This is a genomic window from Microbacterium testaceum (assembly GCF_006539145.1).
GTDB classification, from domain to species: domain Bacteria; phylum Actinomycetota; class Actinomycetes; order Actinomycetales; family Microbacteriaceae; genus Microbacterium; species Microbacterium testaceum.
This window is the reverse complement of sequence record NZ_BJML01000003.1, coordinates 144,208-168,322: the sequence shown is the minus strand read 5'-3', so window position 1 is coordinate 168,322 and position 24,115 is coordinate 144,208. Positions and strand designations below refer to the sequence as shown.

Sequence of the window (24,115 nt, the reverse complement as noted above, 5' to 3'; positions counted from 1 at the left end):
CTGACCCTTGTCCCGCTTATGGCTGGTTCGGAGCCGCTGAAGCAGCCATAAGCGGGACAAGGAGCGTCACAAGTGGGACAAGGGGTGAAGGGCAGGGGTCACTCGGTGGCGTAGAACACGTTCTTCACCTCGGTGAAGTGCTCGGCGGCATCCGGTCCCAGCTCCCGTCCGAGACCGGAGGCCTTCATGCCGCCGAAGGGGGTGGCGTAGCGCACCGACGAGTGCGAGTTCACCGACAGCACTCCGCTGCGCACTGCGCGCGAGATCCGGATGCCGCGGCCCAGGTTCTCGGTCCAGATCGACCCCGCGAGACCGTACGCGGTGTCGTTGGCGAGGCGGATGGCATCCGCTTCGTCGTCGAACGGCAGCACGGCGAGCACCGGGCCGAAGACTTCGTCGCGCGCGATGCGGTCTCCGGGCTGCGCGAGCACGACGGCGGGGGCGAACCAGAAGCCGTCGCCCTCGGGAGCCGAGCCGCGGAACGCGACGTCGACGCCGTCGAGGAAGCCCTGGACGCAAGAGCGATGGGATGCCGAGATGAGCGGTCCCATCTGGGTGTCCTCACTCGCGGGGTCGCCGACCTTCCAGGCGGCGACGGCCGGTTCGAGCATCTCGAGGAAGCGGTCGAAGACGCTCCGCTGCACCAGCAGACGGCTTCGCGCGCAGCAGTCCTGACCGGCGTTGTCGAACACCGAGCCGGGGACGCCCGCGGCGGCCTTCTCGAGATCGGCGTCGGCGAACACGATGTTCGCGCTCTTGCCGCCCAGTTCGAGCGTCACGGGCTTGAGCATCCGCGCGCAGCCCGCGGCGACCTCGGTGCCGACCTCGGTCGACCCGGTGAACACGACCTTGTGCACGTCGGGGTGCGAGACGAAGCGCTGGCCCACGACCGAGCCCGAGCCGACGACCACCTGGAACAACCCGTCCGGCAGCCCCGCCTCGAGAGCGAGTTCGCCCAGGCGGAGCGCGGTGAGCGGGGTCAGCTCGGCGGGCTTGAGCACGACGGCGTTGCCCGCGGCGAGCGCCGGGGCGAAGCCCCACGCCGCGATCGTCATGGGGAAGTTCCACGGCACGATGATCCCGACCACCCCGTAGGGCTCGTGGTAGGTCACATCGAGTCCGCCGGCGACCGGAATCTGCGACCCGATCAAGCGTTCCGGCGCCCCGGCGTAGTAGTTGAGCACTTGCGCGACGTGCTGCGCCTCCCAGCGGGCCGAGCCGATCGGGTGGCCCGAGTTCTTCACTTCGAGAGCCGCGAGCTCGTCGACGTGCGACTCGACGACCCGGGCGAACGCGCGCAGGGCGTCGGCGCGGGCGACAGGAGCCAGGGCTGCCCACGCGCGTTGCGCGCGCACGGCGCTCGCGACGGCGGCATCCACGTGCTCGACCTCGGCGCGTTCGAGCGTCGTGATCGGCGACCCTGTCGAGGGGTCGATGACGGTGAAGGTGCTCATGCGGGAACTCCCTGGCGCTCGGAGGTGGTGACCGGGCCTGCGGGCTCGGACGAGGGGGCGGCGGCACGCGACGCTCGGTACACCGCGGCGGCAGCGACCAGGCCCAGGAACAGTCGGCGATCCTCGGCGTTCTCTTCGGGATGCCACTGCACGGCGACCAGGTAGTCGTCGCCCTCTGTCTCGACGGCCTGCACAAGGCCGTCGTCGGTGCGAGCGGTCACGCGAAGCCCGTCGCCGACCCGGTCGACGCCCTGGTGGTGGTAGCTGTGGACCGTGAGCGGACCGGCGCCGACCAGACCCGCGAGCCGCGTGCCGGCATCCACCTCGACCGTGTTCTCGGCGAACACGCCCCCGCCGATGCGGTAGCGCTCCGTGCCGAGTGCTTCGGGCAGGTGCTGGTGCAGGGTGCCGCCCCTCGCGACGTTGATGAGCTGCAGCCCCCGGCAGATACCGAACACCGGGATGCCGCGCTCTCGCGCCCCCGCGAGGAGCGCGATCTCCCACGCGTCCCGGTCGGCGCGAGCGGGGTCGGTGAGCGGGTGGCGCTCCGCCCCGTACAGCTCGGGCTGCACGTCGAGGCCGCCCGTGAGGATCAGCCCGTCGAGCCCGTCGAGCACCGCCGCCGCGGCCTGCTCGGGACGCGGCTGGGGCGGCAGCAGCACGGCGCTCGCGCCCGAGGCCGTGACGGCATCGAAGTACTGCTGCGGCAGAAACGAGGCGCGGACATCCCACACGCCCTGCTTCGCGCGCTCCAGGTACGTGGTCAGCCCCACGACGGGGGTCCTGCTCGAATCAGAGGCGCTCGAAACCACGCACCCGCTCCCAATCGGTCACGGCGGCGTCGTAGGCCTCGACCTCGATGCGCGCCTGGTTGAGGTAGTGCTCGACGACCTCGTCGCCGAAGGCCGAGCGGGCGATCGCCGACTCCGAGAACAGCCGAGCGGCTTCCCGGAGGGTCGTCGGAAGGGTGTCGACACCGGCCGCGTACGCGTTGCCGCTGAGCGGGTCGGGCAGTTCGAGCTCGTTCTCGATGCCGTACAGGCCCCCCGCGATGATCGCCGAGATCGCGAGGTACGGGTTCACGTCTCCCCCGGGCACGCGGTTCTCGACGCGCAGCGACGAGCCGTGGCCGACGACGCGCAGGGCGCACGTGCGGTTGTCGACGCCCCAGGCCACCCCGGTGGGGGCGAACGACCCCTTCGCGTAGCGCTTGTAGGAGTTGATCGTGGGAGCGTACAGCAGCGTGAATTCGCGCAGGGTGGCCAGGATGCCGGCGATCCAGTGGCCCATCAGGGGACTGAATCCGTACTCCCCGTCGCCGGCCATCACCGCCGATCCGTCATCGCCGCGCACGGAGAGGTGGATGTGGCAGCTGTTGCCCTCACGCTCGTTGAATTTGGCCATGAAGGTCAGCGACTTGCCGTGCCGATCGGCGATCTCTTTCGCGCCGTTCTTGTACAGGGTGTGGTTGTCAGCCGTCTCGAGAGCCTCGGCGTAGCGGAACGCGATCTCCTGCTGACCGAAATTGCACTCGCCCTTCACGCCCTCGCAGTACATGCCGGCGCCGTCCATGCCGAGGCGGATGTCGCGCAGCAGCGGCTCGAGCCGGGTCGTCGCGAGCAGGTTGTAGTCGACGTTGTAGTCGGTCGAGGGGGTCAGCCCCGTGTAGCCCTTGGCCCACGCGTCGCGGAACGAGTCGTCGAAGACGATGAACTCCAACTCCGTTCCGGCGTAGGCGGTGAGTCCGCGCTCGGCGAGACGAGCGCGCTGCGCGGTCAGGATGCCGCGGGGCGACTGTGCGACGTGCGCACGATCTCCCCACGCGAGGTCGGCGAAGACGAGCGCGGTCCCGGGCTGCCAGGGGATCGTGCGCAGGGTGTCGAGGTCGGGCACGAGCAGCATGTCGCCGTAGCCCTTCTCCCAGCTCGACATGGCGTACCCGTCGACGGTGTTGAGGTCGACATCGACCGAGAGCAGGTAGTTGCACGCCTCCGCGCCGTGGCCGCGGACTTCGTCGCGCCAGAACCGCGCGGCGACGCGCTTGCCGACGAGCCGGCCCTGCGCGTCGGGGAAGGCGACGACGACCGTGTCGATCTCTCCCGCCTCGATCGCGGCATCCAGGTCTTCGCTGCTGAGATTGCCCGCCATGGTCTCCCTCTCGCGGTGGTCACGTCACCTCGTGCGAAGGACGTAACGAGGAACTTACACGCCAAAGGTAGACAGGTCGACCAATAGAAGGCCATGATTTCCCGCAAGGCGACCCCGAAGCCTGTCCGCATCCGTCTGGAGGCCACATGTCCACCTCGAGCAACTCCCGCAAAAAGGTCGCCGGAGCCACCTATACGGCCACCGACGCCTCGTACTTCGAGAAACGCACGCTGAAACGCTCGGCGGGTGTCTGGGGCCTGTGGGGTCTCGCCGTCGCCGCCGTCATCTCGGGCGACTTCTCGGGCTGGAACTTCGGCATCGGCTTCGCCGGATTCGGCGGCATGCTCATCGCCTTCGTCATCCTGGTGGTGATGTACTACGGCCTCACCTTCTCGATCGGAGAGATGGCCGCCGCCATGCCGCACACGGGCGGCGCCTACTCGTTCGCCCGGTCGGCGATGGGACCGTGGGGCGGCCTCGCGACGGGTCTCGCCGAGACCATCGAATACGTCGCGACCACCGCTGTCGTCGTCTACTTCTCGGGGCAGTATGCCGACTCGGCGCTCGAGCTGCTGACCGGCGTGAGCCTCCCCTCTTTCGTCTGGTGGATCATCCTCTACGCGCTGTTCATCGCTCTCAACGCCGCCGGCGCGAACATCTCCTTCGGGTTCGCGATCGTCGTCTCGATCATCTCGATCGGCATCATCGTCGTCTTCGGTGCGATGTCGCTCCTGACCGGCGCGTTCGACTGGGGATCGCTCTGGAACATCGCCCCCACGGACGGGAACACCGAGTTCCTGCCCTTCGGGGTCGGATCGATCCTGCTGGCGCTCCCGTTCGCGATGTGGTTCTTCCTCGGCATCGAGGAGCTCCCCCTCGCGGCAGAGGAGTCGCACGACCCCGCCCGCGACATCCCCCGCGCGGGGCTCTGGGCCCGCGGCACGCTCATCGTCACCGGTCTCATCGTGCTGTTCCTCAACACCGGCGTGCTGGGCGCCGACGCCACCGGCAGCTCGCTCGAACCCCTGCTCGACGGTTTCCGCGCGATGGTCGGAGACCAGGCCGCGGCCCTCCTGTCGCTCCTCGCGCTCGTCGGGCTCCTGGCCTCGCTGATGGGCATCATGTTCGCCTACGGCCGCAACATGTACTCGCTGTCGCGCGCCGGATACTACCCGCGCTGGTTGTCGCTCACGGGCGCACGCAAGACACCCTGGGTCGCCCTCTTGTTCGGCGCTGCGCTCGGCTTCGTCGCTCTCGTCGTGGTGCAGGCGGCCGGCGGCGACGCCAGCCCCGCGGGAGCGATCGTGCTCAACATCGCCGTCTGGGGCGCGGTGCTGGCCTACTTCCTGCAGATGGTGTCGTTCATCATCCTGCGACGGAAGTTCCCGAATGCGGTGCGCCCCTACAAGAGCCCGTGGGGATTGTTCGGGGCCTACTCGGCCGCCGTCATCGCCGCGATCGTCTTCTTCGGCCTTCTCTTCAACCCGACCTATCTGCTCGCGATCGTGGCGATCATCGTCGTCTACGCCGTGATCTTCGTCGCCTTCGCGGTCTACGGTCGCCATCGACTCGTCCTCTCCCCCGAAGAGGAATACGCCCTGTCCGGCGGCTTGCACGGCGACCCCCAGAAAGAGGGCTACGACGCCATGGAGGGCGAGGTGTTCGGGAAGAACGCCGGCGCCTGAATCCGGGAACGACGAGGGGTGGATGCCGACCGGCATCCACCCCTCGTGATGTTCAGCGCAGAATGAACGACGCCGTCCCCGACGACGGGATGCCGCCGATGGACACGCTCAGGTGATAGGTCGCTCCCCCACCGGGGGCGTACGGCCGTTCTCCCCCGCAGGAGTTCACCGAGGAGCGCGTGCGGTCCCAGGTCAACGGGGCGGAGCTCGTGACGACCTGACCGGCGGCCAGCGTCACCTCCATGTCGCTGGGCTCGGCCTGGCAGTCGGTCGACCGCCACCACACGTCCGACCCGCTCGTCACGGTGAACGACTGGGCGCTCGTGCCGACGTTCATCGTGCACGGGTTCGCGCTGGTGTTGGTGAGCTTGATCGACAGTTGCGGGTTCTCGCCCTGCCCGTATTCGCTCTTGTCCGACAGCGCCGCGACCGAGATGTCGGCCGCCGTGCACTCGACGGGCCCCGCGGGCGCGGTCGGAGTGGGCGAAGCGGACGGCGCGGCGGAGGGAGTCTCGGACGCCGCCGGCGCGGTCGTCGCCGCAGCAGCGGAGGGAGTGCTCGCGGCGGGATCGGAAGTCGTCTCGGCGGTGGGAGCGGCACGCCACGGGGGAGCCGCCACGAGCCACACGACGAGGCCGATCACCAGCAGAGCGAGAAGCCCTGCGGCGAGACGACGACGACGGTAGACCGCCGGGGACTGCCTCCGCCTACGGGGGGCATCGGTCATGGTTCCAGGGTAGGCGGCGCGGCTGTGCGCCCGCGCCACGGCACGCTCAGGAGCGCAGGCTCATAGGTGCTTCAGCATCCGCGTGTTGCCCAGGGTGTTCGGCTTGACGTGGGCGAGGTCGAGGAACTCCGCGACCCCCTCGTCGGGGCTGCGCACGAGCTGCGAGTAGACGTCGGGGTCCACCACCTGCTCGCCGATCTCGGCGAAGCCGCGGCGAGTGAAGAAGTCGACCTCGAACGTCAGGCAGAACAGCCGCGAGACGCCGAGTGCCCGCGCTCGCTCCTCGAGCGTCTCGACGATGGCGCGGCCGACGCCGTGGTGCAGCCACTCGTCGTGGACGATGAGCGTGCGGATCTCGCCCAGGTCCTCCCACATCACGTGCAGTGCGCCGCACCCGATGACCACACCATCGGCCTCGGCGACGACGAACTGCTGCACCGAGCCATAGAGGACCACCAGGTCTTTGCCCAGCAGAATGCGCTTCTGCACGAACGGTTCGAGGAGCTCGTGGATGCGTCGCACGTCGGCGGTTCCGGCGGGGCGGACGACGAACGGCGCGGGCGAAGTCATCTTCCCAGCGTACGCCGCTCGGCTCGGCATCCCTGCGGGGGCGTCAGGACCGTTCGACGCATAGTCGGGTCGAAGCCGCGGCAGACCACGTCCACAACCACGGGAGTAGCGTGATCCGTGGTGACGCGCGATCGTCACGAGCGGTCGCGCGATTCGTCCCCCTCTCCGATGAAAGGACTGCTTCGTGCCTACCGTTGCCGAAAACATCGTCTCCGTCCTTCGCCACCACGGCGTGCAGCGCGTCTACGGCCTTCCCGGCGACTCGCTCAACGGGTTCACCGACGCCATCCGCCGAGACGGCGACATCCGCTGGATGCACGTGCGACACGAGGAGGCCGCGGCCTTCGCCGCCTCGGCCGAGGCGGAGCTGACGGGAGAGCTGACCGTCTGCGCCGGAAGCTGCGGACCCGGCAACCTGCACCTCATCAACGGTCTCTATGACGCGAACCGCTCGAGGGTGCCGGTCCTCGCGATCGCCGCCCACATCCCGACCGCAGAGATCGGGTCGACGTACTTCCAAGAGACGCATCCGCAGGAGCTGTTCCGCGAGTGCTCGGTGTACGTCGAGTACGTCGCCGACCCCGTGCAGATGCCTCGGCTGCTCGAGATCGCGATGCGTGAAGCAATCGAGAAGCGCGGCGTCGCCGTACTCGTCATCCCGGGCGACGTACTGCTGGCAAAAGCCCGGAACGACCGCGTCGCGACGATCGCGCGCACGACTCCCCGCATCACCCCCTCCGACGACGAGCTGCGGCGCACCGCCGATGTGCTGAACGCGGCTGAGAAGGTGACGATCCTGGCCGGCGCGGGCGTCGCGGACGCGCACGACGAGGTGGTCGAGCTGGCTCGCCGCCTGCAGGCCCCGATCGTGCACGCCCTGCGCGGCAAGGAGCACATCGAGTGGGAGAACCCGTTCGACGTCGGAATGACCGGCCTGCTCGGATTCTCGTCGGGGTACCGGGCGATGGAGGATGCCGATGTCGTCCTCATGCTCGGAACGGACTTCCCGTACCAGCAGTTCTACCCGAGCCGTGCGAAGCACATCCAGGTCGATATCCGGGGCGAGCAGCTCGGACGCCGGCACCCGATCGACATCGGCCTGGTCGGCACCGTGCGCGACACCGCCCGCGCACTCCTTCCGCTGCTGAACGAGGGACGATCGACGCGGCACGCCGACGACGCGCGTTCGCACTACCGGACCACCCGGTCCAAGCTCGACGATCTCGCGGTGCCGAGCGCCGCCGGCAAGCCGCTGCACCCCCAGTTCGTCGCACGGACGCTCGACCGTCTCGCCGACGACGACGCGGTCTTCATCCCGGACGTGGGCTCTCCCGTGGTGTGGGCGTCGCGCTACCTCACCATGACGAGAGAACGCCGTCTCATCGGGTCGTTCGCGCACGGGACCATGGCGAACGCCCTATCGCATGCGATCGGCGCGCAAGCGGCCTTCCCCGACCGGCAGATCGTGGCTCTGGCCGGCGACGGCGGTCTGGCGATGCTGCTCGGCGAATTGATCACGATCGTCCAGAACGACCTCCCCGTGAAGACCGTCGTCTTCGACAACTCCTCGCTCAACTTCGTCGAGCTCGAGATGAAGGCCGCCGGCTTCGTCACCTACGGCACCGATCTGCGAAACCCCGACTTCGCGGCGGTCGCCGAGGCGATCGGCATCCGGTCGTTCCGCGTCGACGAGTCGACTGACCTCGAGACCTCGCTCGCCGCGGCTCTCGCTCACCCCGGTCCGGCCCTCGTGTCGGTGAAGACGGCTCGGCAGGAGCTGTCGATGCCCCCGTCCGTGACCCTCGAACAGGCCAAGGGCTTCACCCTCTACGCGATTCGGACGATCCTGTCCGGCCGGGGCGATGAGCTCATCGACCTCGCCGCGACCAACGCGCGCCAGCTGTTCTGACGCCGCTGGACCGAACAGAGGAGGGGCCCGGATGCCATGGCATCCGGGCCCCTCCTTCGTCGCGGTGTCAGCTGCCGGCGAGGGTGTCGGGGGTGGCGGCGATCTCGCCCGCCGTTCCGACGCCGATCGCGACCTTCTCGCCGCGCGGGCTGGTCTCGAACGAGAACTGACCGTTCTCGACGCCGACCTTCACGTGGTCGCCCGACTCGAGTTCGCCGTGCAGGATCTTCTCGCTGAGTCGGTCCTCGACCTCGCGCTGCATGGCGCGACGCAGGGGGCGCGCTCCGAGCGTCGGGTCGAACCCGATCTCGATGAGCTTGTCCTTCGCGTCGTCCGACAGCTCGACGGTCATGTCTCGGTCGAGCAGACGGTCGGCGAGGCGCTTGACGAACAGGCCGACGATCTGACGGAGCTCGTCCTTGTTCAGCTGCGGGAACACGATGACGTCGTCGACACGGTTGAGGAACTCGGGCTTGAAGTGACGCTTGAGCTCCTCGTCGACCTTGCCCTTCATCCGCTCGTACGAGGTCTGCGCGCTGCCCTCGACCTGGAAACCGACCGGACCACCGGCGATCGCCGACGAGCCGAGGTTCGTCGTCATGATGATCACGGTGTTCTTGAAGTCGATGACACGGCCCTGACCGTCGGTCAGACGACCCTCTTCGAGGATCTGCAGCAGCGAGTTGAAGATGTCGGGGTGGGCCTTCTCGATCTCGTCGAAGAGCACGACCGAGAACGGCTTGCGGCGCACCTTCTCGGTGAGCTGGCCGCCCTCTTCGAATCCGACGAACCCGGGAGGGGCACCGAACAGACGCGAGACGGTGTGCTTCTCGCCGAACTCCGACATGTCGAGCGAGATCAGCGCGCCCTCGTCGTCGAAGAGGAACTCGGCGAGCGCCTTGGCGAGCTCGGTCTTTCCGACGCCCGTGGGGCCGGCGAAGATGAACGAGCCCGAGGGACGCTTGGGGTCCTTGAGGCCCGCGCGCTGACGACGGATCGTGCGCGACAGAGCGGCGATCGCCTCTTCCTGTCCGATGACCCGCTGGTGCAGGGCCTTCTCCATGAACATGAGGCGGCTGGACTCTTCTTCGGTGAGCTTGAACACCGGGATGCCGGTCGCCTGGGCGAGCACCTCGGCGATCAGACCCTCGTCGACGACCGCGTGGGAGGCGACGTCACCCGAGCGCCACTGCTTCTCGAGACGCAGACGCTCCGCGAGGAGCGACTTCTCCTCGTCGCGCAGCGCGGCGGCCTTCTCGAAGTCCTGGTCTTCGGAGGCCTGCTCCTTCTGCTCCCGGACCTTGGCGATCTTCTCGTCGAACTCGCGCAGCTCCGGCGGGCTCGACAGGATCGACAGACGCAGTCGAGCGCCGGCCTCGTCGATCAGGTCGATGGCCTTGTCGGGGAGGAACCGGTCGCTGATGTAGCGATCGGCCAGGTTCGCCGCGGCGACGATCGCGCCATCGGTGATCTGCACCTTGTGGTGCGCCTCGTAGCGGTCGCGCAGCCCCTTCAGGATGTTGATCGCGTGGGGAAGGCTCGGCTCGGCCACCTGGATCGGCTGGAAGCGGCGCTCGAGAGCGGCGTCCTTCTCGAAGTGCTTGCGGTACTCGTCGAGCGTGGTGGCGCCGATCGTCTGCAGTTCGCCGCGCGCGAGGAGCGGCTTGAGGATGGATGCCGCGTCGATGGCGCCCTCGGCGGCACCGGCACCCACGAGGGTGTGGATCTCGTCGATGAAGACGATGATGTCGCCGCGCGTGCGGATCTCTTTGGTGACCTTCTTGAGGCGCTCCTCGAAGTCACCGCGGTAGCGGGAACCGGCGATGAGCGAGCCGAGATCGAGCGAGTAGACCTGCTTGTCCTTCAGGGTCTCGGGCACATCGCCCTTGACGATGGCCTGCGCGAGACCCTCGACGACGGCGGTCTTGCCGACGCCGGGCTCGCCGATGAGGACCGGGTTGTTCTTCGAACGGCGCGACAGGATCTGCATCACGCGCTCGATCTCCTTCTCGCGCCCGATGACGGGGTCGAGCTTGTTGTCGCGCGCGGCCTGCGTGAGGTTGCGTCCGAACTGGTCGAGAACGGCCGACCCGCCCTGGGCCGCGCCCTGGGTCTGCTCGCCGGCACCCGAGGCGACGCCCGCGGGCTCCTTGCCCTGGTAGCCCGAGAGCAACTGAATGACCTGCTGGCGCACCTTGTTCAGGTCGGCACCGAGCTTGACGAGGACCTGGGCGGCGACACCCTCGCCCTCGCGGATGAGACCGAGCAGGATGTGCTCGGTTCCGATGTAGTTGTGTCCGAGCTGCAGCGCTTCGCGCAACGACAGCTCGAGGACCTTCTTCGCACGCGGCGTGAACGGGATGTGGCCGGTCGGCTGCTGCTGCCCCTGGCCGATGATGTCCTGCACCTGCTCGCGGACGGCATCGAGCGAGATGCCCAGCGACTCGAGCGCCTTGGCAGCCACGCCCTCACCCTCGTGGATGAGGCCCAGAAGGATGTGCTCCGTGCCGATGTAGTTGTGGTTCAGCATCTTCGCCTCTTCTTGGGCGAGCACCACCACACGACGAGCACGATCGGTGAATCTTTCGAACATCCTCAGTCCCTCCAAAAATGGGCTGACAGGCACGCCTCCGCGCGCCGTACATCGAGAGTAACCAGCGGCCGGATGCCAGAGCCCCGTGTTCGCCGTGGGCATACCGCCACATCGCTCGCTCTTGCGGGACCCATCGATCATCGTTATGTTATCGACAACCGATAATAACGATCATCGATAAGGAGCGATCATGGCTTCCCCCCGCCCCACGTCCCGGGTCCTGTCCCGCGGCGATACCGCCGGCTTCGTCCTGTTCCTGATCGGCGGCGTCGCGATCGCCGTGGCGGCCGTCGTGCAGGCGATCACCGACATCGCTCGGGTTCTCCCGAATCGCGACATCACGCTCCTCGCCCCCTTCGCCGCGACCGATGCGCAGGCGCCGCTCGGCCCCGGCGGCTCGGCGGTGACGGTCCAGCTCGATTCCGCCTCGGTGACCGTCGCGTCTCTCCAGCCCGCCTCGCTCGCGGCGCTCGTCATCAGCCACGCGGTGTTCGCAGCGGCCATGGTGACGGTGGTGACGCTGCTGCTCGTCCTGTGCTTCGGCATCTTGCGGGGGCGCATCTTCTCCCGGGCGCACACGGCGCTCGTGACCGCAGCCGGCCTCGTCGCCATCGCGGGGATGTACTTCGTGCCCTTCTTCCACAACATGGCCGTCAACGGCGCACTCGCCCTGGTGTCCGCAGGGACCTACGACCGAGCGGTCGTCGGCACGGTCGACGTCTTCGCCATCTTCGCCGTCGCGTTCGTCGTCGCCCTCGCCGGCACCGTCTTCGCGGTCGGCGACCGTCTCCAGCGCGACACCGAGGGCCTCGTATGAGCCCGGCCGCCACGGATGACGAGCCCACCGGCATCCACTGTCGCCTCGACGAGCTTCTCGAGGCGCGGGGCATGACGCTGACGCGCCTCAGCGAACTCGTCGGGGTCTCGGTGGTGAACCTGTCGGTGCTGAAGAACGACCGCGCCCGAGCGATCCGCTATTCGACGTTGTCCGCCATCTGCCGCGTGCTGGAGTGCGAGGTGGGCGACCTGCTCGTCAGAGATCGCTGACGCCGGGTCCGGCCGTCGAGGTCATCGCGCGCCGAGCACGGGGATGGGCGAGCCCGCGTCGACACCACCACCGGAGAGCACGAGCGACACCGCGCCCGACCCGGCCTCGCGGCCGATGTCGGCGAGGGTCACCCGCGGCGCGATGTCCATCGTGCAGATCTGATCGGCCGGCGGTGTCGCGAACTGGACGGCGACATCGGAGCCCGCGGTGGTGACCGCCTCGACAGAGGGGACGCACGTGGAGCTGCCGTAGGTGACGATGGCGACGAGGGAGTCGTTCACCCAGCCTGCGGACGGGGAGAATTCACCCGTGGCGGCAGGCGCTGCCGCGAGCCCCGCGAGCCTGGCCTCCCCCTGCGCGACGCCCGTCACGGTGACGGCGAGATTCTGACCCGGGTCGACACCCGCGGGCAGAGCGACCAAGGTGGCCCGCGGCGCCATGTCGCGGGTGCACTCCTGCTGCGCAGACTCGGAGAGCTCCACCGCGAGGGTGGCGCCAGCGAGGTTCGGCTGGCCGCTCACGACCGGCGGGCACGAGGAACTGCCGTTCGTGACCACCGCGATCGAGCGGCCACCGTCGACCCACGCGGCCCCGACCTCGGCGGAGGGCGTCGAGGCGGTGGCATCCGGGCTCGAACCCGGCATCAGGGGCGCAGACGGGCCGGTGGCGCATCCGGCGAGAGCGCCGGCGGCGACGAGAGCGGCGCCGATCATTCCGAGCAGGGTCAAACGGTGTTGCGACATCAGAACCTCCGGGGGCGAGTTCTGCCCCATGATGTCGAAGAATCCTGGGTACCGGCGGCGAATGCCGCGGCGCGTCACTGGAGCGCGGAGGTGAGGCGGGCCAGGTTGTCGAGGATCGTCGAGCGCAGCGGTTGACGGCGCCACTCCTCGATCGTCAGCTGTCGACTCAGGGTGCGATACGCGCCCTCGATAGCGCGCATGTCGCGGACGAATTCCTCGCCGCGAACGAGGAGCGACACCTCGAGGTTCAGACCGAACGACCGCATGTCCATGTTGCTCGAGCCGATCACGGCGACCTCGTCGTCGATCGTGACGCTCTTGCTGTGAAGGATGTAGGGCTTGCGGTACATCCAGATCGTGACGCCGGCATGCAGCAGGGCCTCGTAGTAGCTGCGTTGCGCGTGGTACACCATCGCCTGGTCACCCTCTTCGGAGACGAAGAGCTCGACGTGCACGCCGCGCTGGCAGGCGGTCGTGATCGCGAGCAGCAGGGCCTCGTCGGGAACGAAGTAGGGGCTGACGATGATGATGCGCTCCTTGGCCGCGAAGAGCAGGCCGAGGAACAGCTTGAGGTTGTTCTGAAAATCGAACCCGGGCCCCGAGGGCACGACCTGGCAGTCGAGATCGCCCGGGCCGGAGGTGACGCTGAACAGGTCGATCTCGTCGCGGAGGGTCTCGTCGGTCTCGCTGTACCAGTCGGAGAGGAAGACCGCATTGATGCTCGCGACGACGGGTCCTTCGACGCGCACCATCAAGTCGACCCAGTGCAGACCGCGTCGGATGTTCTTGCGCAGGTTGTACGACGAGTCGGTGACGTTCTGCGATCCCATGTACGCGACGTCACCGTCGATCACGAGGAGCTTGCGGTGATTGCGGAGGTCGGGACGCTGGTAGCGACCGCGCAGCGGCTGCACGGGCAGCATCAGGTGCCAGTGGGCTCCCATCGCGTCGAGGCGACGAAGCGTCTGCTTGTAGAACGGCTTGCCACGGTTCGCCCAGTGATCGAGCAGCACGCGCACCACGACGCCGCGCTCCGCGGCTTCTTCGAGGGCACGGAAGAAGTTGTCTGTCGAGGCGTCGGTCTGCAGGATGTAGAACTCGACGTGGACGTAGCGCTGAGCCTGCCGGATGGCGTCGGCCATGGCATCCAGGCTCTGCTGATAATCGGCGATCAGAGTGGCGGCGTTGTCTCCGGCGATCGGCATGGCACCCAGGTTGCGGTTGAGCTGGACGAGCGCACGGAACCACTGAGGGGCGTTGGGGCGGAGGGTGCCGAACTCGAGCGAGGCGCTGGTGTCGTGGATGTACTCGTTGATCGCGGTCTGCTTGCGACGGCGCTTGCGCGGCAGCCGAGGGTTGCCGATCAGCAGGAAGAGGAAGACGCCGACGAACGGGATGAAGTAGATCGCGAGCAACCACGCCATCGCCGCGGTCGGCCGCCGGTTGCGCGGCACGATGATGATCGCGGCGATGCGCACCACCAGGTCGACGACGAAGAGCGTGATGACGAGCCAGCTCGCGTCGAACGTGGCGTTGAGCACGGGTCCTCCTGGACGGGTTGTGGACCCAGCGTAGCGACGGCCTCCGACAGAGACCGAAGGGGTGTCAGGCCGCGGGGCCCTCGCCCGTGCGCGCGACCGGGGGAAGACCGCGCTTGGCGCGCTCCTCCGCTTCGATGCGGGCGTAGGCCTTGCGCTCGGTGCGATCCATCCGGATGACGTTGCGGAGGATGAAGAAGAAGACCACCGACACCACGAGGGTCGGCAGAATCGCCCACAACATCGCGGTCCAGGTCTCGTCCATGATGTCGAGGATACCCGCGCTGACGGAGCGCGCGGTCTGAGGAGGTTCCTCCCCAGGTGACGGATTCCAGGATTCCTCCACGATCGAGCTATCGAGCCCCGCGGGAGGACGGTCCTGTTCGACACCCTCGACCCATGGCACCCACCGTCGTCTCCGTCACCTCGTCCGCATCGTTCCTCGCCCTCGTCCCGCGCCTGCTCGAATGCACCCCGAGCCGGAGTCTCGTGCTCGTGCCCTTCACCGAGTCCCGCTCACTCGGCGCGATGCGCGTCGATCTGCCCCCCGCCGCAGCGTCTGCCTCGGTCGAGAGCATCGCGTCCACGATCATCGGTATGGCCTGCAAAGTCGCGCGAACGGATGCCGTGGCTCTCGTCGTCTATACCGACGACGACGTCGCGGGCCCGGCAACCCTGCCGCACCGGGCGCTCGTCGACGCCGCCATCGCCCGGGCGGACATCTGCGGGCTCCGCGTGGTCGACGCCCTCGTCGTCGGCCCGGACGGGTGGGACAGCTACCTGTCCCCCTCGTCGTCGACACCGCATCCGCTCTCCGAGGTCACCGCGCCGCCGCAGGGCGAGCCCGGGTCCGGTCTCGTCGCCGATCAGTTCACCGCGGCCGAACTGCCGCGGATCGATTCCGCTCTCTCGCGAGGCGTGCTCGCCGCGCTCCGCAGAATCGAGCGCGTGCTCGACGGCGCGCACGATCGTCGCGCGCTCCCCCGGCGCGAACGTGCCGCCGCGGCCGATCCGGCCGCCGCAGCGGTGGCGGATCCGCCCGTCCTGCTCGAAGACGCGCTGGCGTCCGCGCCGGCTCAGTTGGACGCCGCGCAACTCGCCGCCGTCGCCTTCTGCCTCGACCGCCCCTCGCTGCGCGACGTGGCTCTCATGCAGTGGGCGGCCGACCTCGCCACCGGCGACGCCACTCTTCACGCCCAGACCGCGTATCGCCGCGGGACGCCGTTCCCCGAGGATCTCGCGCGGCCGATGTGGGGAGAAGGGGCTCGCCCCGACCCCGACCGTCTTCGCCGCGCGCTCGAACTCTGCCGGTTCGTGGCCGCGGCCCTCCCCCGTGAGCGTCGCCCCGGTGCACTGTCGGCGTGCGCCTGGCTCGCCTGGGCGACGGGACGCTCCTCCCACGCCGCCGTCTACGCCGAGACGGCCCTCGAGATCGACGCGGACCACGGCCTCAGCGCCATCGTCCTCGACATCATCGACGCCGGGCGTCTACCGGAGTGGGTGTTCGAGCGTCCTACTTCACCAGCGGGAACAGGATCGTCTCCCGAATACCCAGGCCGGTGATCGCCATGAGCAGACGGTCGATGCCCATGCCCATACCGCCCGTGGGGGGCATACCGTGCTCGAGGGCGCGGAGGAACTCCTCGTCGATCGGCATGGCTTCGACGTCGCCCCGAGCGGCGAGCTTGGCCTGCTCGGTGAAGCGGTGACGCTGGATCACGGGGTCGACGAGCTCGGAGTAGCCGGTCGCGAGCTCGAAGCCGCGCACGTAGAGGTCCCACTTCTCGACGACACCGGCGATCGAGCGGTGTTCGCGAACCAGGGGGCTGGTATCGACGGGGAAGTCCATGACGAAGGTCGGGCGCGTCAGACCGCCCTTGACGAAGTGCTCCCACAGCTCTTCGACCCACTTGCCATGGGTGTCCTGGGGCGGGGCGTCGACGCCGGCCTCGTCGCCGAGGGCTCGCAGCTCGTCCAGCGCAGTCTCGGGGGTGATGTGACGACCGGACGCGGCGGACAGCGAGTCGTACATCGAGATGCGGTCCCACTCGCCGCCCAGGTCGTACTCGGTGCCGTCAGCCCACGTGACCGTGGTCGAACCGGCCACGGCGACGGCGGCGTCCTGGATCAGGGTCTGGGTCAGATCGGCGATGCCGTTGTAATCGGTGTAGGCCTGGTACGCCTCGAGCATCGCGAACTCGGGGCTGTGCGTCGTATCGGCACCCTCGTTGCGAAAGTTGCGGTTGATCTCGTAGACCCGGTCGATACCGCCCACCACGGCGCGCTTGAGGTAGAGCTCGGGCGCGATGCGCAGGAACAGCTCGGTGTCGAAGGCGTTCGAGTGCGTCGTGAAGGGACGCGCGCTCGCACCGCCGTGCTGCACCTGCAGCATCGGGGTCTCGACCTCGACGAAACCGCGCTCGGTGAAGGTGCGGCGCAGGCTCGCATTCACCGTGGCGCGGGCCAGGACGGTCTCGCGAGCGCGGTCGCGCACGATCAGGTCGAGGAAGCGGCTGCGGACGCGGCTCTCCTCGCTGAGCTCCGTGTGGAGGTTCGGCAGGGGCAGCACGGCCTTGGCCGCGATCGTCCACTCGGAGACCATGATCGACAGCTCGCCGCGGCGGCTCGAGATGACCTCGCCCGAGACGAAGACGTGGTCTCCGAGGTCGACGAGCTCCTTCCATGCCTGCAGCGACTCCTCGCCCACGCTCGCGAGCGAGACCATGGCCTGGATGCGGCTGCCGTCGCCCGACTGCAGGGACGCGAAGCAGAGCTTGCCGGTGTTGCGGCTGAACACCACGCGACCGGCGACCCCGGCCGTCTCACCGGTCTCGGCGCCTGCTTCGAGCTCTCCGAAGCGCGCGCGCAGCTCGGGGATCGTCGTCGTGACGGGGACCGCGACCGGGTACGGACCGCCCGCGGAGTCGGAACGTTCCGCGAGCAGGCGCTCGCGCTTGGCCAGGCGCACCGCCTTCTGCTCGAAGACTTCGTCTTCGGTCGGTTCGGCGGCGTCGTTCGCGGGCGCGTCGGTCATCAGGAAGGCTCCTCGGGGTCTCCCCCAGTGTATTCGTCGTCCTCGACCGCCCCGGAGCCGCCACCCGAGCGGCGGTCGTCAGCGCAGCGAGATCTCGGCGTTGTCGATGAAGCGGTGGCCGCCCACGGTGGCGGCGATGAGCGCGAACGCGCGACCGCGGTGCCCGTCGTCCACCGGCAGGAAGGTCTCCGGATCGACCACGCTCAGGTATTCCAGCGTGATCCGCGGCTCCCCCATGAGCGCCGACTGGGCCGCCGCGATGCACGAGTCGACGCCGAGGTCGGAGTTGGATGCCGCCGCCTCCAGCGCGCGCGGAAGGGCCGCGGCCGCGCGACGATCGACGGCATCGAGCAGGGCCACGCGGCTCGACACGGGCAGACCGTCGTCGGTACGCACGGTCGGCACCGTCGCGATCTCGATCGGGAAATCGAGATCGCGCACCATCCGGCGCACGAGGAAGATGCGCTGGAGGTCGCGCTCCCCGTAGATCGCGACGTCGGGGCGCACGAGATGGTACAGCTTCGCCTCGACGGTGAGGACCCCGTCGAAGTAGAACGGACGAACACGACCCTCGTAGCGCAGGCCGATATCGCCCGCCGAGACACGCGTCGTGGCCGTACCCGCCGGCAAGAACTCCTCGACCGTGGGGGCGAAGACGGCGTCCACGCCGAGGTCCGCGAGCACCCGCGCATCGGATTCCGGCGAGCGAGGGTAGGCCGCCGTATCGTCGGCCGTGCGGAAGCGCAGCGGATTGACGAAGGTCGACACCACGACCACGTCGGCGAGGTCGCGGGCTTCGCGAATGAGATCGACGTGGCCGTCGTGCAGCGCGCCGAGGGTGGATACCAGGGCGACGCGCGGGCCGGCGTCCGATCGGTCTGCGCCTCGGATCTCGCCGAGTCGGGTGCGCAGATCCTCGAGGGTGCGGATCATCCGTCGATCGTAGCGGTGCCGCCGAGGTCGTCGCGGCGCCCGCCCTCGATGAGAGCCTGGTCGACGCTCGACCGGACGAGCGCCGACAGGTACGCGCCGGGATTCTCGATCCCGATGCGATCCAGCAGAGCGGACGACTGGCGCACGATCGAACGCGAGAACTCCGTCGCCGTCGCGATGGCCTCCGCATACGTCGCCCGATCGTCCTCGGCGACCACGATCGGTTCGCACCCGAGTTCGACGGCGAGCGCCTGCGCGATCGGCAGCACCGGGGCGGGGGCTGTGACGGCGGCATACGACTGCGCCAGTTGGCGCAGATCGATCGACGACACTCCCGTGAAGGCCATGGCGGGATGGATGGCCAGCGGAATGGCACCGCTCCGGGCGGCGGGATCCAGCACCCGCGCCCCGTACGCGGCGTCGGTGTGCAGCACCAGCTGGCCCGGCTGCCACGCGCCGACCTCGGCGAGACCCGAGACCAGACCCGGCAGCTGGTCGTGCGGCACGGCCACGACCACCAGCTCGCTGCGTCGGACGACTTCGTCGGAGGTCAGCACCGGGAGGCCCGGCAGGATCGCCTCGACGCGATCGTCGTCGGAACCCGACGTGATCCCCGTCAGGGCGTGCCCTGCTCCCGCCAAGGCCGCCGCGATGACCGGCCCGACGCGGCCGGCCCCGATCACCCCGACGCCGAGGCGTCCGTCACGTCCGGCGCTCATCCGGCCCACCGGTGGGTGCGGTCGATGGCCGCCGCATCGATTCCAGCTCGAGCCGTGCGCTCGAACAACCCCAGCGCGTCGTCACGGTCGAGGACACCGACAGATGTCTGCACGGTGCCCGCGATCACGTGGGCGATGAGGGTGGCGGTCCCCGTCGCGCGGGCGAGGGGTCCCTGGTGCAGGCCGATCGACTGCAGCCGCGCGAGGGGAATCAGGCTCAGCGAACGCCAGACCCACCCGCGGCGCAGGAGCAGCGCATCGGCCGTCAACAGCGCTCCGTTGCGGCGCCACGACAGCGGTCGCAGCCATCGAGCGCGTTTCGGGGTCGTCACGTAGGAATCGTCGTCCATCGGACCCAGGATGCCGTCGCGGAACACGAGAGTCCATTCGTCGGCCGACAGGCCGGGGGCGAAAATCCGCAGAACGCGTTCGACGTCGGCGCGCGTGCCGATCGGCAGCACCGCCGCCAGCTGATCGTTGCTCGTGTCGGTCGAGGACCGCCCCGAGAGGCGGTTGACCGAGATCGTCCACCATCCGAAGGGACGCCACATCAGGGGCTGCCGCACCTCGATCGCGTGCACGCGACCGGGCGGCACGACCTCCGACACGGTCGTGAACAGGCCGAAGGTCACACGCACGCCGTCGACGGTCGGAGCGATGGAGTACCGCAGGCCACGGGCGATCGACCGCACGTAGTACGCCCCGAACGCGAGGAACATCGGAACGACCGTGAACAGCAGCCACAGGGTCGACACCGACGCCGCGACGACGATTCCCACGACGAGGGCGATGAGGATGAGGCTCGATCCACTCAGAACACGGGATGCCACGAGCCGGCCGAACGGAATGCGGACGATGCTCTCCGGCTCGGCGTCGGAGAGATCCTCCCCGTCCACGATTCCCTGCAAGCCCGAGCCCACGGCCGCCGCCGCCTGTCGAGCGAAGGAAGCGCGGCCACCGGGTTCCGCTCGATCTTCGGCGAGACGCCGGCCCGACGCGAGACGGAGGATATCGCCGCGGATGGCCTCGGCATCCTTGCCAGAGAGGTACTCCAGCTTGACGTTGGCATCGAGTCCCGCGCCGACCACCTCCAGCTTCGCGAGCCCGAGGAGGCGGGCGACCATCGGACGTGTCAGGTTGACCCCCTGCACGCGGTCGAGCGGCGCGCGGCGGTGCGTGCGGAACAGCACGCCCGAGCGCACCTCGACGTCGTCCTCGCTGATGCGCAGGGTGTGGAACCGCCACGACAGCCGGAACAGCACCAGCAGCACGATGAGCACGACGAGAGCCGCAGCCGCCGCGATGAGGATCAGGTTGTTCGCGAGGAGGAAATCGACCGGGTCGGGGGGAAGCTCGCCCGGGGGCAGATCGGTGAACACCGGGAAGACCCACTCGACGAGACGCTCGCGCAGGTTCGCCACGATAAGGCCGACGATCACGACGAGCGTCAGTCCACCCCGCAGCAACGGCGTCAACGGATGGAGTCGATGCCATTCCCCGTCGCTGTAGGGCGAACGCACGACCGTCCGCTGCCGAGGCGGCGATCCGAGAGGCGGGCCCGCTGTGTCCGGATCGGTCACAGTCCGGTCCGGCGGGTCTCGGCGACGGCCACGAGAGTGTCGCGCAGCCGTTCGGCCGCCTCCTGGGTGAGACCGGGGATGGTCACACCCGTCGACGCCGCAGCGGTCACGAGCTTGAGCTGGGCGATGCCGAAGCCCCGGTCGAGGGGGCCGTGGGTGATGTCGACGAGCTGCATGCGGCCGTACGGGACCGCGACCACCCGCTGCCAGAGGATTCCTCGACGGAACACGAGGTCGTCGCGGCGCAGCTGGTAGCCGAAGGAGCGCGCCTGGCGGGGGGTGATGACGAGCCCGATCGCGGTGACCAGCAGGATGACCCCCGCGGGGATCCACAGCCACGAGAATCCCGTGAGCGCCTGCACGACGACGGCGGCCGCCAGCACCAGGACGAACACGGCCCCCTGCGAGATCAGCTGCACCCGCACGTATGCACGGGCCAGCTGATGCCACGTGCCCTCTCCGAGGGGCAGGCGGCGCTCCGAGCGCGGTTCGAGGATGCGATCGTACGTGCCCACGCCGAGGACGGCCTCGTCGGCCGCTGGATCGCCGTCGGCGGGTCGTCGGGCGTCGGCGGAGCGAGCGTCGGCCGGGCGGACGTCGGAGGGGTCCGTATCCGCACGAGGAGCACGAGATCGCTCGGCCGCGATCCCCTCCGAGACCCCCGCCTGCGTCTGCGGAACGTCAGATCCCCACGGGTCCTGCGGGGGTGTTCCCTGGGGCGTCGTCATCGTCGTCCTTCCGGATGGTGCAGAGCTGCTCGGCCACGAGTCCCGCGACGACGAGGATGACGGCGCAAACGAGTGTCGCGATGATCGATCCCATCGAGCCTATCGAGGGCACCACGGGGCGGGTCACCAGGAACGCGATCAACCCGGCCGCGAATCCGGCCGCGGCCGCGCCGAGAAGGGACGACGCTTTCGCCAGCATCGCGACGCGCACCGCCCGGAACGGATCGATCGGCCGGGTGTTCCGGCCCCGCGTCGCCCGGAACACCGGGATGGCGAGCACGACGATCACCGCGGCGAGCAGCGCGAGGATCGTGGGCAGACTCGCCGCGGGGACGAATGTCGACCGCCCCATCGCCGTGAGCGACGTGTCGAGCAGGAACCCGACGACGAGGCCGACGACGATGGCGATCGTGAGGATGCCGGCTCCTGTGCGCTTCATCGGACGCCTCCGCGCAGCTTCTCGAGCAGGTCGGCGACGCGTCCGCGGCCGGGGATCTCGGCATTCGGGTCCACGTCGAGCCACGGCGCGAGCACGAACTCCCGCTCGTGTGCGCGGGGGTGCGGAACGACGAGATCGTCGCGGTCGATGCGTTCGTCGCCGTAGGTGATCAGATCGAGATCGAGGGTGCGGTCGCCCCAGCGCTCGCGGCGCACTCGACCGTGCCGCGCCTCGATCCGGTGGAGCGACGCGAGCAGCTCCCCCGGCGACAGACGCGTCTCGAGGACCGCCACCGCGTTCAGGTACCGCGGGGCGTCGGCGTCTTCGCCCTGCAGCGTCACGGCCACCGTCTCGATCGAGGCGGACACGCGGACATCGGTGGTGAGAGTCAACCGCCGCAGTTCGTCGACCGCGGCGGCAAGGGTCTCGTGCCGCGACCCGAGGTTGGCCCCCAGCGCGACGACGGCGTGCACGGGCGCGGGCCGCGGAGCCGCGTCGATGCCGTGCGCCAACCGCACGCTCACGACCGCGACCTCGAGATGGTCACGGCCACGTCGCCGAAGGGCACCGTGATGGGCGCCTGCGGCTTGTGCACGGTGATCGTGACGGCATCCACCCGCTCGTCGGCGAGGACCGCGTCGGCCAACCGCTGGGCCAGCGTCTCGAGCAGGTCGACCGGGTCGCCCTCGACGATCTCGACGAGGCGCTCGGCGAGTTCGCCGTAGTGCACCGTGTCGACGACATCGTCGGTCTCCGCCGCCCGTCGCAGCGACAGGAAGAGGGTCGCGTCGACCACGAACTCCTGCCCGTCGCGCTTCTCGTCGGGGTAGACACCGTGGTGCCCCACGGCGCGCACCCCCGTCAGCGTGATCCGATCGGCATCCATCAGGCCTCCCAAGCGCGGGCAACGGCGAGCGCGTCGCGGGTGGTCGGTACATCGTGCACGCGCACGGCCCACGCGCCCGCACGAGCGCACAGAGCACTCGTGACGGCGGTCGCGAGATCGCGGCGGGCGAGGTCGGCGTCCTCGCCGAGCGCCTCCGCGAGGAACCTCTTCCGGCTCGTACCCACGAGCACACGGAGCCCGAGCCCCGCGATCTCGGGCAGCGCGCGCAGCGTCTGCCAGTTCTGCGCCCCGCGCTTACCGAAGCCGATACCGGGGTCGACGACCAATCGCGATCGGTCGATCCCCGCGGACAGAGCGGCCTCGACCCGCTCGGCGAGTTCGGAGGTGACTTCTCGCGCGACGTCCGCATAGTCGGCGCGCGCGTACATCTCGGTCGACGGCCCGCGCCAGTGCCCCAGGGCGAAATCCGCCTCGGTCTCAGCGACAGCGGCGAGCATGTCGGGGTCGGCGAGCCCACCCGACACGTCGTTCACGAGGCGCGCCCCGGCCCGCACCGCGGTGACCGCCGTGGCGGCGTTCATCGTGTCGATGCTCACGAACGAGCCTTCGGATGCCAGGGCCTCGACCACCGGCAGCACGCGCTGCTGCTCCACGCGCGGCGCGACCCGCTCGGCACCCGGCCGAGTCGATTCCCCGCCGACGTCGAGGATCTCGGCGCCCTGCTCGCGAAGGAGCCGGGCATGGGCGAGGGCGACGTCGGGATCGAGGTAGCGTCCGCCGTCGCTGAAGGAGTCGGGGGTGACGTTGACGATCCCCATGACGAGGGTCACGCGCGCGCCCCGATCAGCGCCACGAGCTCGGCCCGGGCGGCGGGGTCGCCGTACACCCCGCGAGCGGCGATCGTCACGGTCGAGGCGTCGAGTTGTCGACCCCCGCGCATCGTGACGCACTCGTGCACGGCATCCAGGACGACGAGCACGCCGCGCGCATCGAGCGCCGAGGCGATCGCGTCGGCGACCTGTTCTCCCAGACGCTCCTGCACCTGCGGGCGGGCGGCGAGGATGTCGATGACGCGCGGCAGCGCCCCGAGCCCGACCACTTCCTCACCCGGGAGGTAGGCGACGTGGGCGCGGCCGCGGAACGGCAGCAGGTGGTGCTCGCACATCGACCGGAAGGCGATGTCACGCAGCATCACGGCTCCCGAGGGGAGGGTGTCGGGCGCCGGCCCGCGCGACACCGAGATGGTGTGCTGCAGCGGGGCGCCGGCATCCTGATTCACTCCCCCGAAGAATTCGGCCCAGGAGTCGGCGACGCGCGTCGGAGTCTGGCGGAGCCCGGGGCGATCGGGGTCCTCCCCGATCGCCTCCAGGAGCTCTCGCACCAGGACGGCGACGCGTTCACGATCGACGGCCACGGATCC

Annotated in this window: 24 protein-coding genes; 5 read left to right on the top strand and 19 right to left on the bottom strand. The window is 69.3% G+C overall.

The window, feature by feature from the left end; all coding sequences use genetic code 11:
* Nucleotides 1-98 precede the first annotated feature (98 nt).
* The 3 genes from MTE01_RS07085 to MTE01_RS07075 are packed head-to-tail and all read right to left on the bottom strand — an operon-like array spanning nt 99 to nt 3,602.
* A complete protein-coding gene (locus tag MTE01_RS07085; protein ID WP_141376541.1) occupies nt 99-1,454 on the bottom strand; it encodes an aldehyde dehydrogenase family protein in 1,356 nt (451 codons plus the stop codon).
* Nucleotides 1,451-2,227, bottom strand: a complete 777-nt coding sequence (locus MTE01_RS07080; protein ID WP_371861600.1) for a gamma-glutamyl-gamma-aminobutyrate hydrolase family protein — start codon at nt 2,225-2,227, stop codon at nt 1,451-1,453. The genes MTE01_RS07085 and MTE01_RS07080 overlap by 4 nt, the downstream gene beginning before the upstream one ends.
* A gap of 19 nt (nt 2,228-2,246) precedes the next feature.
* Nucleotides 2,247-3,602 carry a glutamine synthetase family protein gene (locus tag MTE01_RS07075; protein WP_116238717.1) on the bottom strand — a complete coding sequence of 452 codons (1,356 nt, stop codon included), beginning with the start codon at nt 3,600-3,602 and terminating at the stop codon, nt 2,247-2,249.
* Between the two features lie 146 nt (nt 3,603-3,748).
* Between MTE01_RS07075 and MTE01_RS07070 the strand changes: the two genes are divergently transcribed.
* Nucleotides 3,749-5,287: an amino acid permease gene (locus MTE01_RS07070; RefSeq protein ID WP_141376539.1), complete on the top strand. Its 1,539-nt coding sequence runs from the start codon at nt 3,749-3,751 to the stop codon at nt 5,285-5,287.
* A 52-nt stretch (nt 5,288-5,339) separates the two neighbouring features.
* Here MTE01_RS07070 and MTE01_RS07065 read toward each other — a convergent pair whose 3' ends face one another.
* Both MTE01_RS07065 and MTE01_RS07060 read right to left on the bottom strand, forming a co-directional pair.
* The gene (locus MTE01_RS07065; RefSeq protein ID WP_174799656.1) at nt 5,340-6,014 is read right to left on the bottom strand and encodes a hypothetical protein; all 675 of its coding nucleotides are present in this window, start codon (nt 6,012-6,014) and stop codon (nt 5,340-5,342) included.
* A gap of 60 nt (nt 6,015-6,074) precedes the next feature.
* Nucleotides 6,075-6,584, bottom strand: a complete 510-nt coding sequence (locus tag MTE01_RS07060) for an amino-acid N-acetyltransferase (RefSeq protein WP_103206857.1) — start codon at nt 6,582-6,584, stop codon at nt 6,075-6,077.
* Between the two features lie 184 nt (nt 6,585-6,768).
* On the opposite strand from MTE01_RS07060, the gene poxB reads away from it, so the two are divergent.
* Nucleotides 6,769-8,493 carry a ubiquinone-dependent pyruvate dehydrogenase gene (poxB, locus tag MTE01_RS07055; protein ID WP_103206858.1) on the top strand — a complete coding sequence of 575 codons (1,725 nt, stop codon included), beginning with the start codon at nt 6,769-6,771 and terminating at the stop codon, nt 8,491-8,493.
* Nucleotides 8,494-8,560: 67 nt separating this feature from the next.
* Here poxB and MTE01_RS07050 read toward each other — a convergent pair whose 3' ends face one another.
* Nucleotides 8,561-11,086 carry an ATP-dependent Clp protease ATP-binding subunit gene (locus MTE01_RS07050; RefSeq protein WP_103206859.1) on the bottom strand — a complete coding sequence of 842 codons (2,526 nt, stop codon included), beginning with the start codon at nt 11,084-11,086 and terminating at the stop codon, nt 8,561-8,563.
* A 190-nt stretch (nt 11,087-11,276) separates the two neighbouring features.
* Here MTE01_RS07050 and MTE01_RS07045 point away from each other — a divergent pair, with 190 nt between their 5' ends.
* Both MTE01_RS07045 and MTE01_RS07040 read left to right on the top strand, forming a co-directional pair.
* The gene (locus tag MTE01_RS07045) at nt 11,277-11,903 is read left to right on the top strand and encodes a hypothetical protein (protein WP_116238720.1); all 627 of its coding nucleotides are present in this window, start codon (nt 11,277-11,279) and stop codon (nt 11,901-11,903) included.
* The gene (locus MTE01_RS07040; RefSeq protein ID WP_103206861.1) at nt 11,900-12,133 is read left to right on the top strand and encodes a helix-turn-helix domain-containing protein; all 234 of its coding nucleotides are present in this window, start codon (nt 11,900-11,902) and stop codon (nt 12,131-12,133) included. The genes MTE01_RS07045 and MTE01_RS07040 overlap by 4 nt, the downstream gene beginning before the upstream one ends.
* Before the next feature lie 21 nt (nt 12,134-12,154).
* Here MTE01_RS07040 and MTE01_RS07035 read toward each other — a convergent pair whose 3' ends face one another.
* The 3 genes from MTE01_RS07035 to MTE01_RS07025 all read right to left on the bottom strand — a co-directional run bounded on the left by MTE01_RS07035 (nt 12,155) and on the right by MTE01_RS07025 (nt 14,680).
* Nucleotides 12,155-12,877, bottom strand: coding sequence for a hypothetical protein (locus MTE01_RS07035; protein WP_141376537.1), 723 nt, complete (start codon nt 12,875-12,877; stop codon nt 12,155-12,157).
* Between the two features lie 74 nt (nt 12,878-12,951).
* Complete coding sequence (gene cls / locus MTE01_RS07030; RefSeq protein WP_141376535.1) at nt 12,952-14,418, bottom strand: cardiolipin synthase; 1,467 nt, start codon at nt 14,416-14,418, stop codon at nt 12,952-12,954.
* Nucleotides 14,419-14,482: 64 nt separating this feature from the next.
* Nucleotides 14,483-14,680 carry a hypothetical protein gene (locus MTE01_RS07025; protein ID WP_103206864.1) on the bottom strand — a complete coding sequence of 66 codons (198 nt, stop codon included), beginning with the start codon at nt 14,678-14,680 and terminating at the stop codon, nt 14,483-14,485.
* Between the two features lie 134 nt (nt 14,681-14,814).
* Here MTE01_RS07025 and MTE01_RS07020 point away from each other — a divergent pair, with 134 nt between their 5' ends.
* Nucleotides 14,815-15,978, top strand: coding sequence for a DUF4192 family protein (locus tag MTE01_RS07020; RefSeq protein WP_141376533.1), 1,164 nt, complete (start codon nt 14,815-14,817; stop codon nt 15,976-15,978).
* Here MTE01_RS07020 and lysS read toward each other — a convergent pair.
* The 10 genes from lysS to folE form a co-directional block, all read right to left on the bottom strand.
* On the bottom strand, nt 15,929-17,449 hold the full coding sequence (gene lysS / locus MTE01_RS07015; protein ID WP_141376531.1) for a lysine--tRNA ligase: 1,521 nt from the start codon (nt 17,447-17,449) through the stop codon (nt 15,929-15,931). The genes MTE01_RS07020 and lysS overlap by 50 nt on opposite strands.
* 78 nt (nt 17,450-17,527) lie before the next feature.
* Nucleotides 17,528-18,382 carry a pantoate--beta-alanine ligase gene (panC, locus tag MTE01_RS07010; protein ID WP_103206867.1) on the bottom strand — a complete coding sequence of 285 codons (855 nt, stop codon included), beginning with the start codon at nt 18,380-18,382 and terminating at the stop codon, nt 17,528-17,530.
* A complete protein-coding gene (locus MTE01_RS07005; protein WP_103207102.1) occupies nt 18,379-19,101 on the bottom strand; it encodes a DUF2520 domain-containing protein in 723 nt (240 codons plus the stop codon). Before MTE01_RS07005 ends, panC begins: the two co-directional genes overlap by 4 nt.
* Nucleotides 19,098-20,621, bottom strand: a complete 1,524-nt coding sequence (locus MTE01_RS07000) for a PH domain-containing protein (protein WP_141376529.1) — start codon at nt 20,619-20,621, stop codon at nt 19,098-19,100. The genes MTE01_RS07005 and MTE01_RS07000 overlap by 4 nt, the downstream gene beginning before the upstream one ends.
* Nucleotides 20,622-20,677: 56 nt before the next feature.
* Nucleotides 20,678-21,178 carry a PH domain-containing protein gene (locus tag MTE01_RS06995; RefSeq protein WP_371861603.1) on the bottom strand — a complete coding sequence of 167 codons (501 nt, stop codon included), beginning with the start codon at nt 21,176-21,178 and terminating at the stop codon, nt 20,678-20,680.
* 184 nt (nt 21,179-21,362) lie between these two features.
* Nucleotides 21,363-21,848: a DUF3180 domain-containing protein gene (locus MTE01_RS06990; RefSeq protein ID WP_141376527.1), complete on the bottom strand. Its 486-nt coding sequence runs from the start codon at nt 21,846-21,848 to the stop codon at nt 21,363-21,365.
* Entirely contained in the window at nt 21,845-22,372 is a 528-nt protein-coding gene (gene folK / locus MTE01_RS17155) for a 2-amino-4-hydroxy-6-hydroxymethyldihydropteridine diphosphokinase (RefSeq protein ID WP_174799655.1), read from the bottom strand. Before folK ends, MTE01_RS06990 begins: the two co-directional genes overlap by 4 nt.
* Nucleotides 22,369-22,734 (bottom strand): dihydroneopterin aldolase, encoded by a 366-nt coding sequence (gene folB / locus MTE01_RS17150; protein ID WP_103206870.1) that lies wholly within the window; start codon nt 22,732-22,734, stop codon nt 22,369-22,371. The genes folK and folB overlap by 4 nt, the downstream gene beginning before the upstream one ends.
* Nucleotides 22,734-23,525 carry a dihydropteroate synthase gene (gene folP / locus MTE01_RS06980; protein WP_141376523.1) on the bottom strand — a complete coding sequence of 264 codons (792 nt, stop codon included), beginning with the start codon at nt 23,523-23,525 and terminating at the stop codon, nt 22,734-22,736. The genes folB and folP overlap by 1 nt, the downstream gene beginning before the upstream one ends.
* Complete coding sequence (folE, locus tag MTE01_RS06975; protein WP_141376522.1) at nt 23,522-24,109, bottom strand: GTP cyclohydrolase I; 588 nt, start codon at nt 24,107-24,109, stop codon at nt 23,522-23,524. The genes folP and folE overlap by 4 nt, the downstream gene beginning before the upstream one ends.
* Nucleotides 24,110-24,115: the final 6 nt, after the last annotated feature.

Excerpts from the sequence above, each read along its gene's own strand:
- MTE01_RS07085 (WP_141376541.1), bottom strand. The coding sequence starts at position 1,454 with ATGAGCACCTTCACCGTCATCGACCCCTCGACAGGGTCGCCGATCACG.
- MTE01_RS07075 (WP_116238717.1), bottom strand. The coding sequence starts at position 3,602 with ATGGCGGGCAATCTCAGCAGCGAAGACCTGGATGCCGCGATCGAGGCG.
- MTE01_RS07070 (WP_141376539.1), top strand. The coding sequence starts at position 3,749 with ATGTCCACCTCGAGCAACTCCCGCAAAAAGGTCGCCGGAGCCACCTAT.
- MTE01_RS07065 (WP_174799656.1), bottom strand. The coding sequence starts at position 6,014 with ATGACCGATGCCCCCCGTAGGCGGAGGCAGTCCCCGGCGGTCTACCGT.
- MTE01_RS07060 (WP_103206857.1), bottom strand. The coding sequence starts at position 6,584 with ATGACTTCGCCCGCGCCGTTCGTCGTCCGCCCCGCCGGAACCGCCGAC.
- MTE01_RS07050 (WP_103206859.1), bottom strand. The coding sequence starts at position 11,086 with ATGTTCGAAAGATTCACCGATCGTGCTCGTCGTGTGGTGGTGCTCGCC.
- MTE01_RS07045 (WP_116238720.1), top strand. The coding sequence starts at position 11,277 with ATGGCTTCCCCCCGCCCCACGTCCCGGGTCCTGTCCCGCGGCGATACC.
- MTE01_RS07040 (WP_103206861.1), top strand. The coding sequence starts at position 11,900 with ATGAGCCCGGCCGCCACGGATGACGAGCCCACCGGCATCCACTGTCGC.
- MTE01_RS07035 (WP_141376537.1), bottom strand. The coding sequence starts at position 12,877 with ATGTCGCAACACCGTTTGACCCTGCTCGGAATGATCGGCGCCGCTCTC.
- MTE01_RS07025 (WP_103206864.1), bottom strand. The coding sequence starts at position 14,680 with ATGGACGAGACCTGGACCGCGATGTTGTGGGCGATTCTGCCGACCCTC.
- MTE01_RS07020 (WP_141376533.1), top strand. The coding sequence starts at position 14,815 with ATGGCACCCACCGTCGTCTCCGTCACCTCGTCCGCATCGTTCCTCGCC.
- lysS (WP_141376531.1), bottom strand. The coding sequence starts at position 17,449 with ATGACCGACGCGCCCGCGAACGACGCCGCCGAACCGACCGAAGACGAA.
- panC (WP_103206867.1), bottom strand. The coding sequence starts at position 18,382 with ATGATCCGCACCCTCGAGGATCTGCGCACCCGACTCGGCGAGATCCGA.
- MTE01_RS07005 (WP_103207102.1), bottom strand. The coding sequence starts at position 19,101 with ATGAGCGCCGGACGTGACGGACGCCTCGGCGTCGGGGTGATCGGGGCC.
- MTE01_RS06990 (WP_141376527.1), bottom strand. The coding sequence starts at position 21,848 with ATGAAGCGCACAGGAGCCGGCATCCTCACGATCGCCATCGTCGTCGGC.
- folB (WP_103206870.1), bottom strand. The coding sequence starts at position 22,734 with ATGGATGCCGATCGGATCACGCTGACGGGGGTGCGCGCCGTGGGGCAC.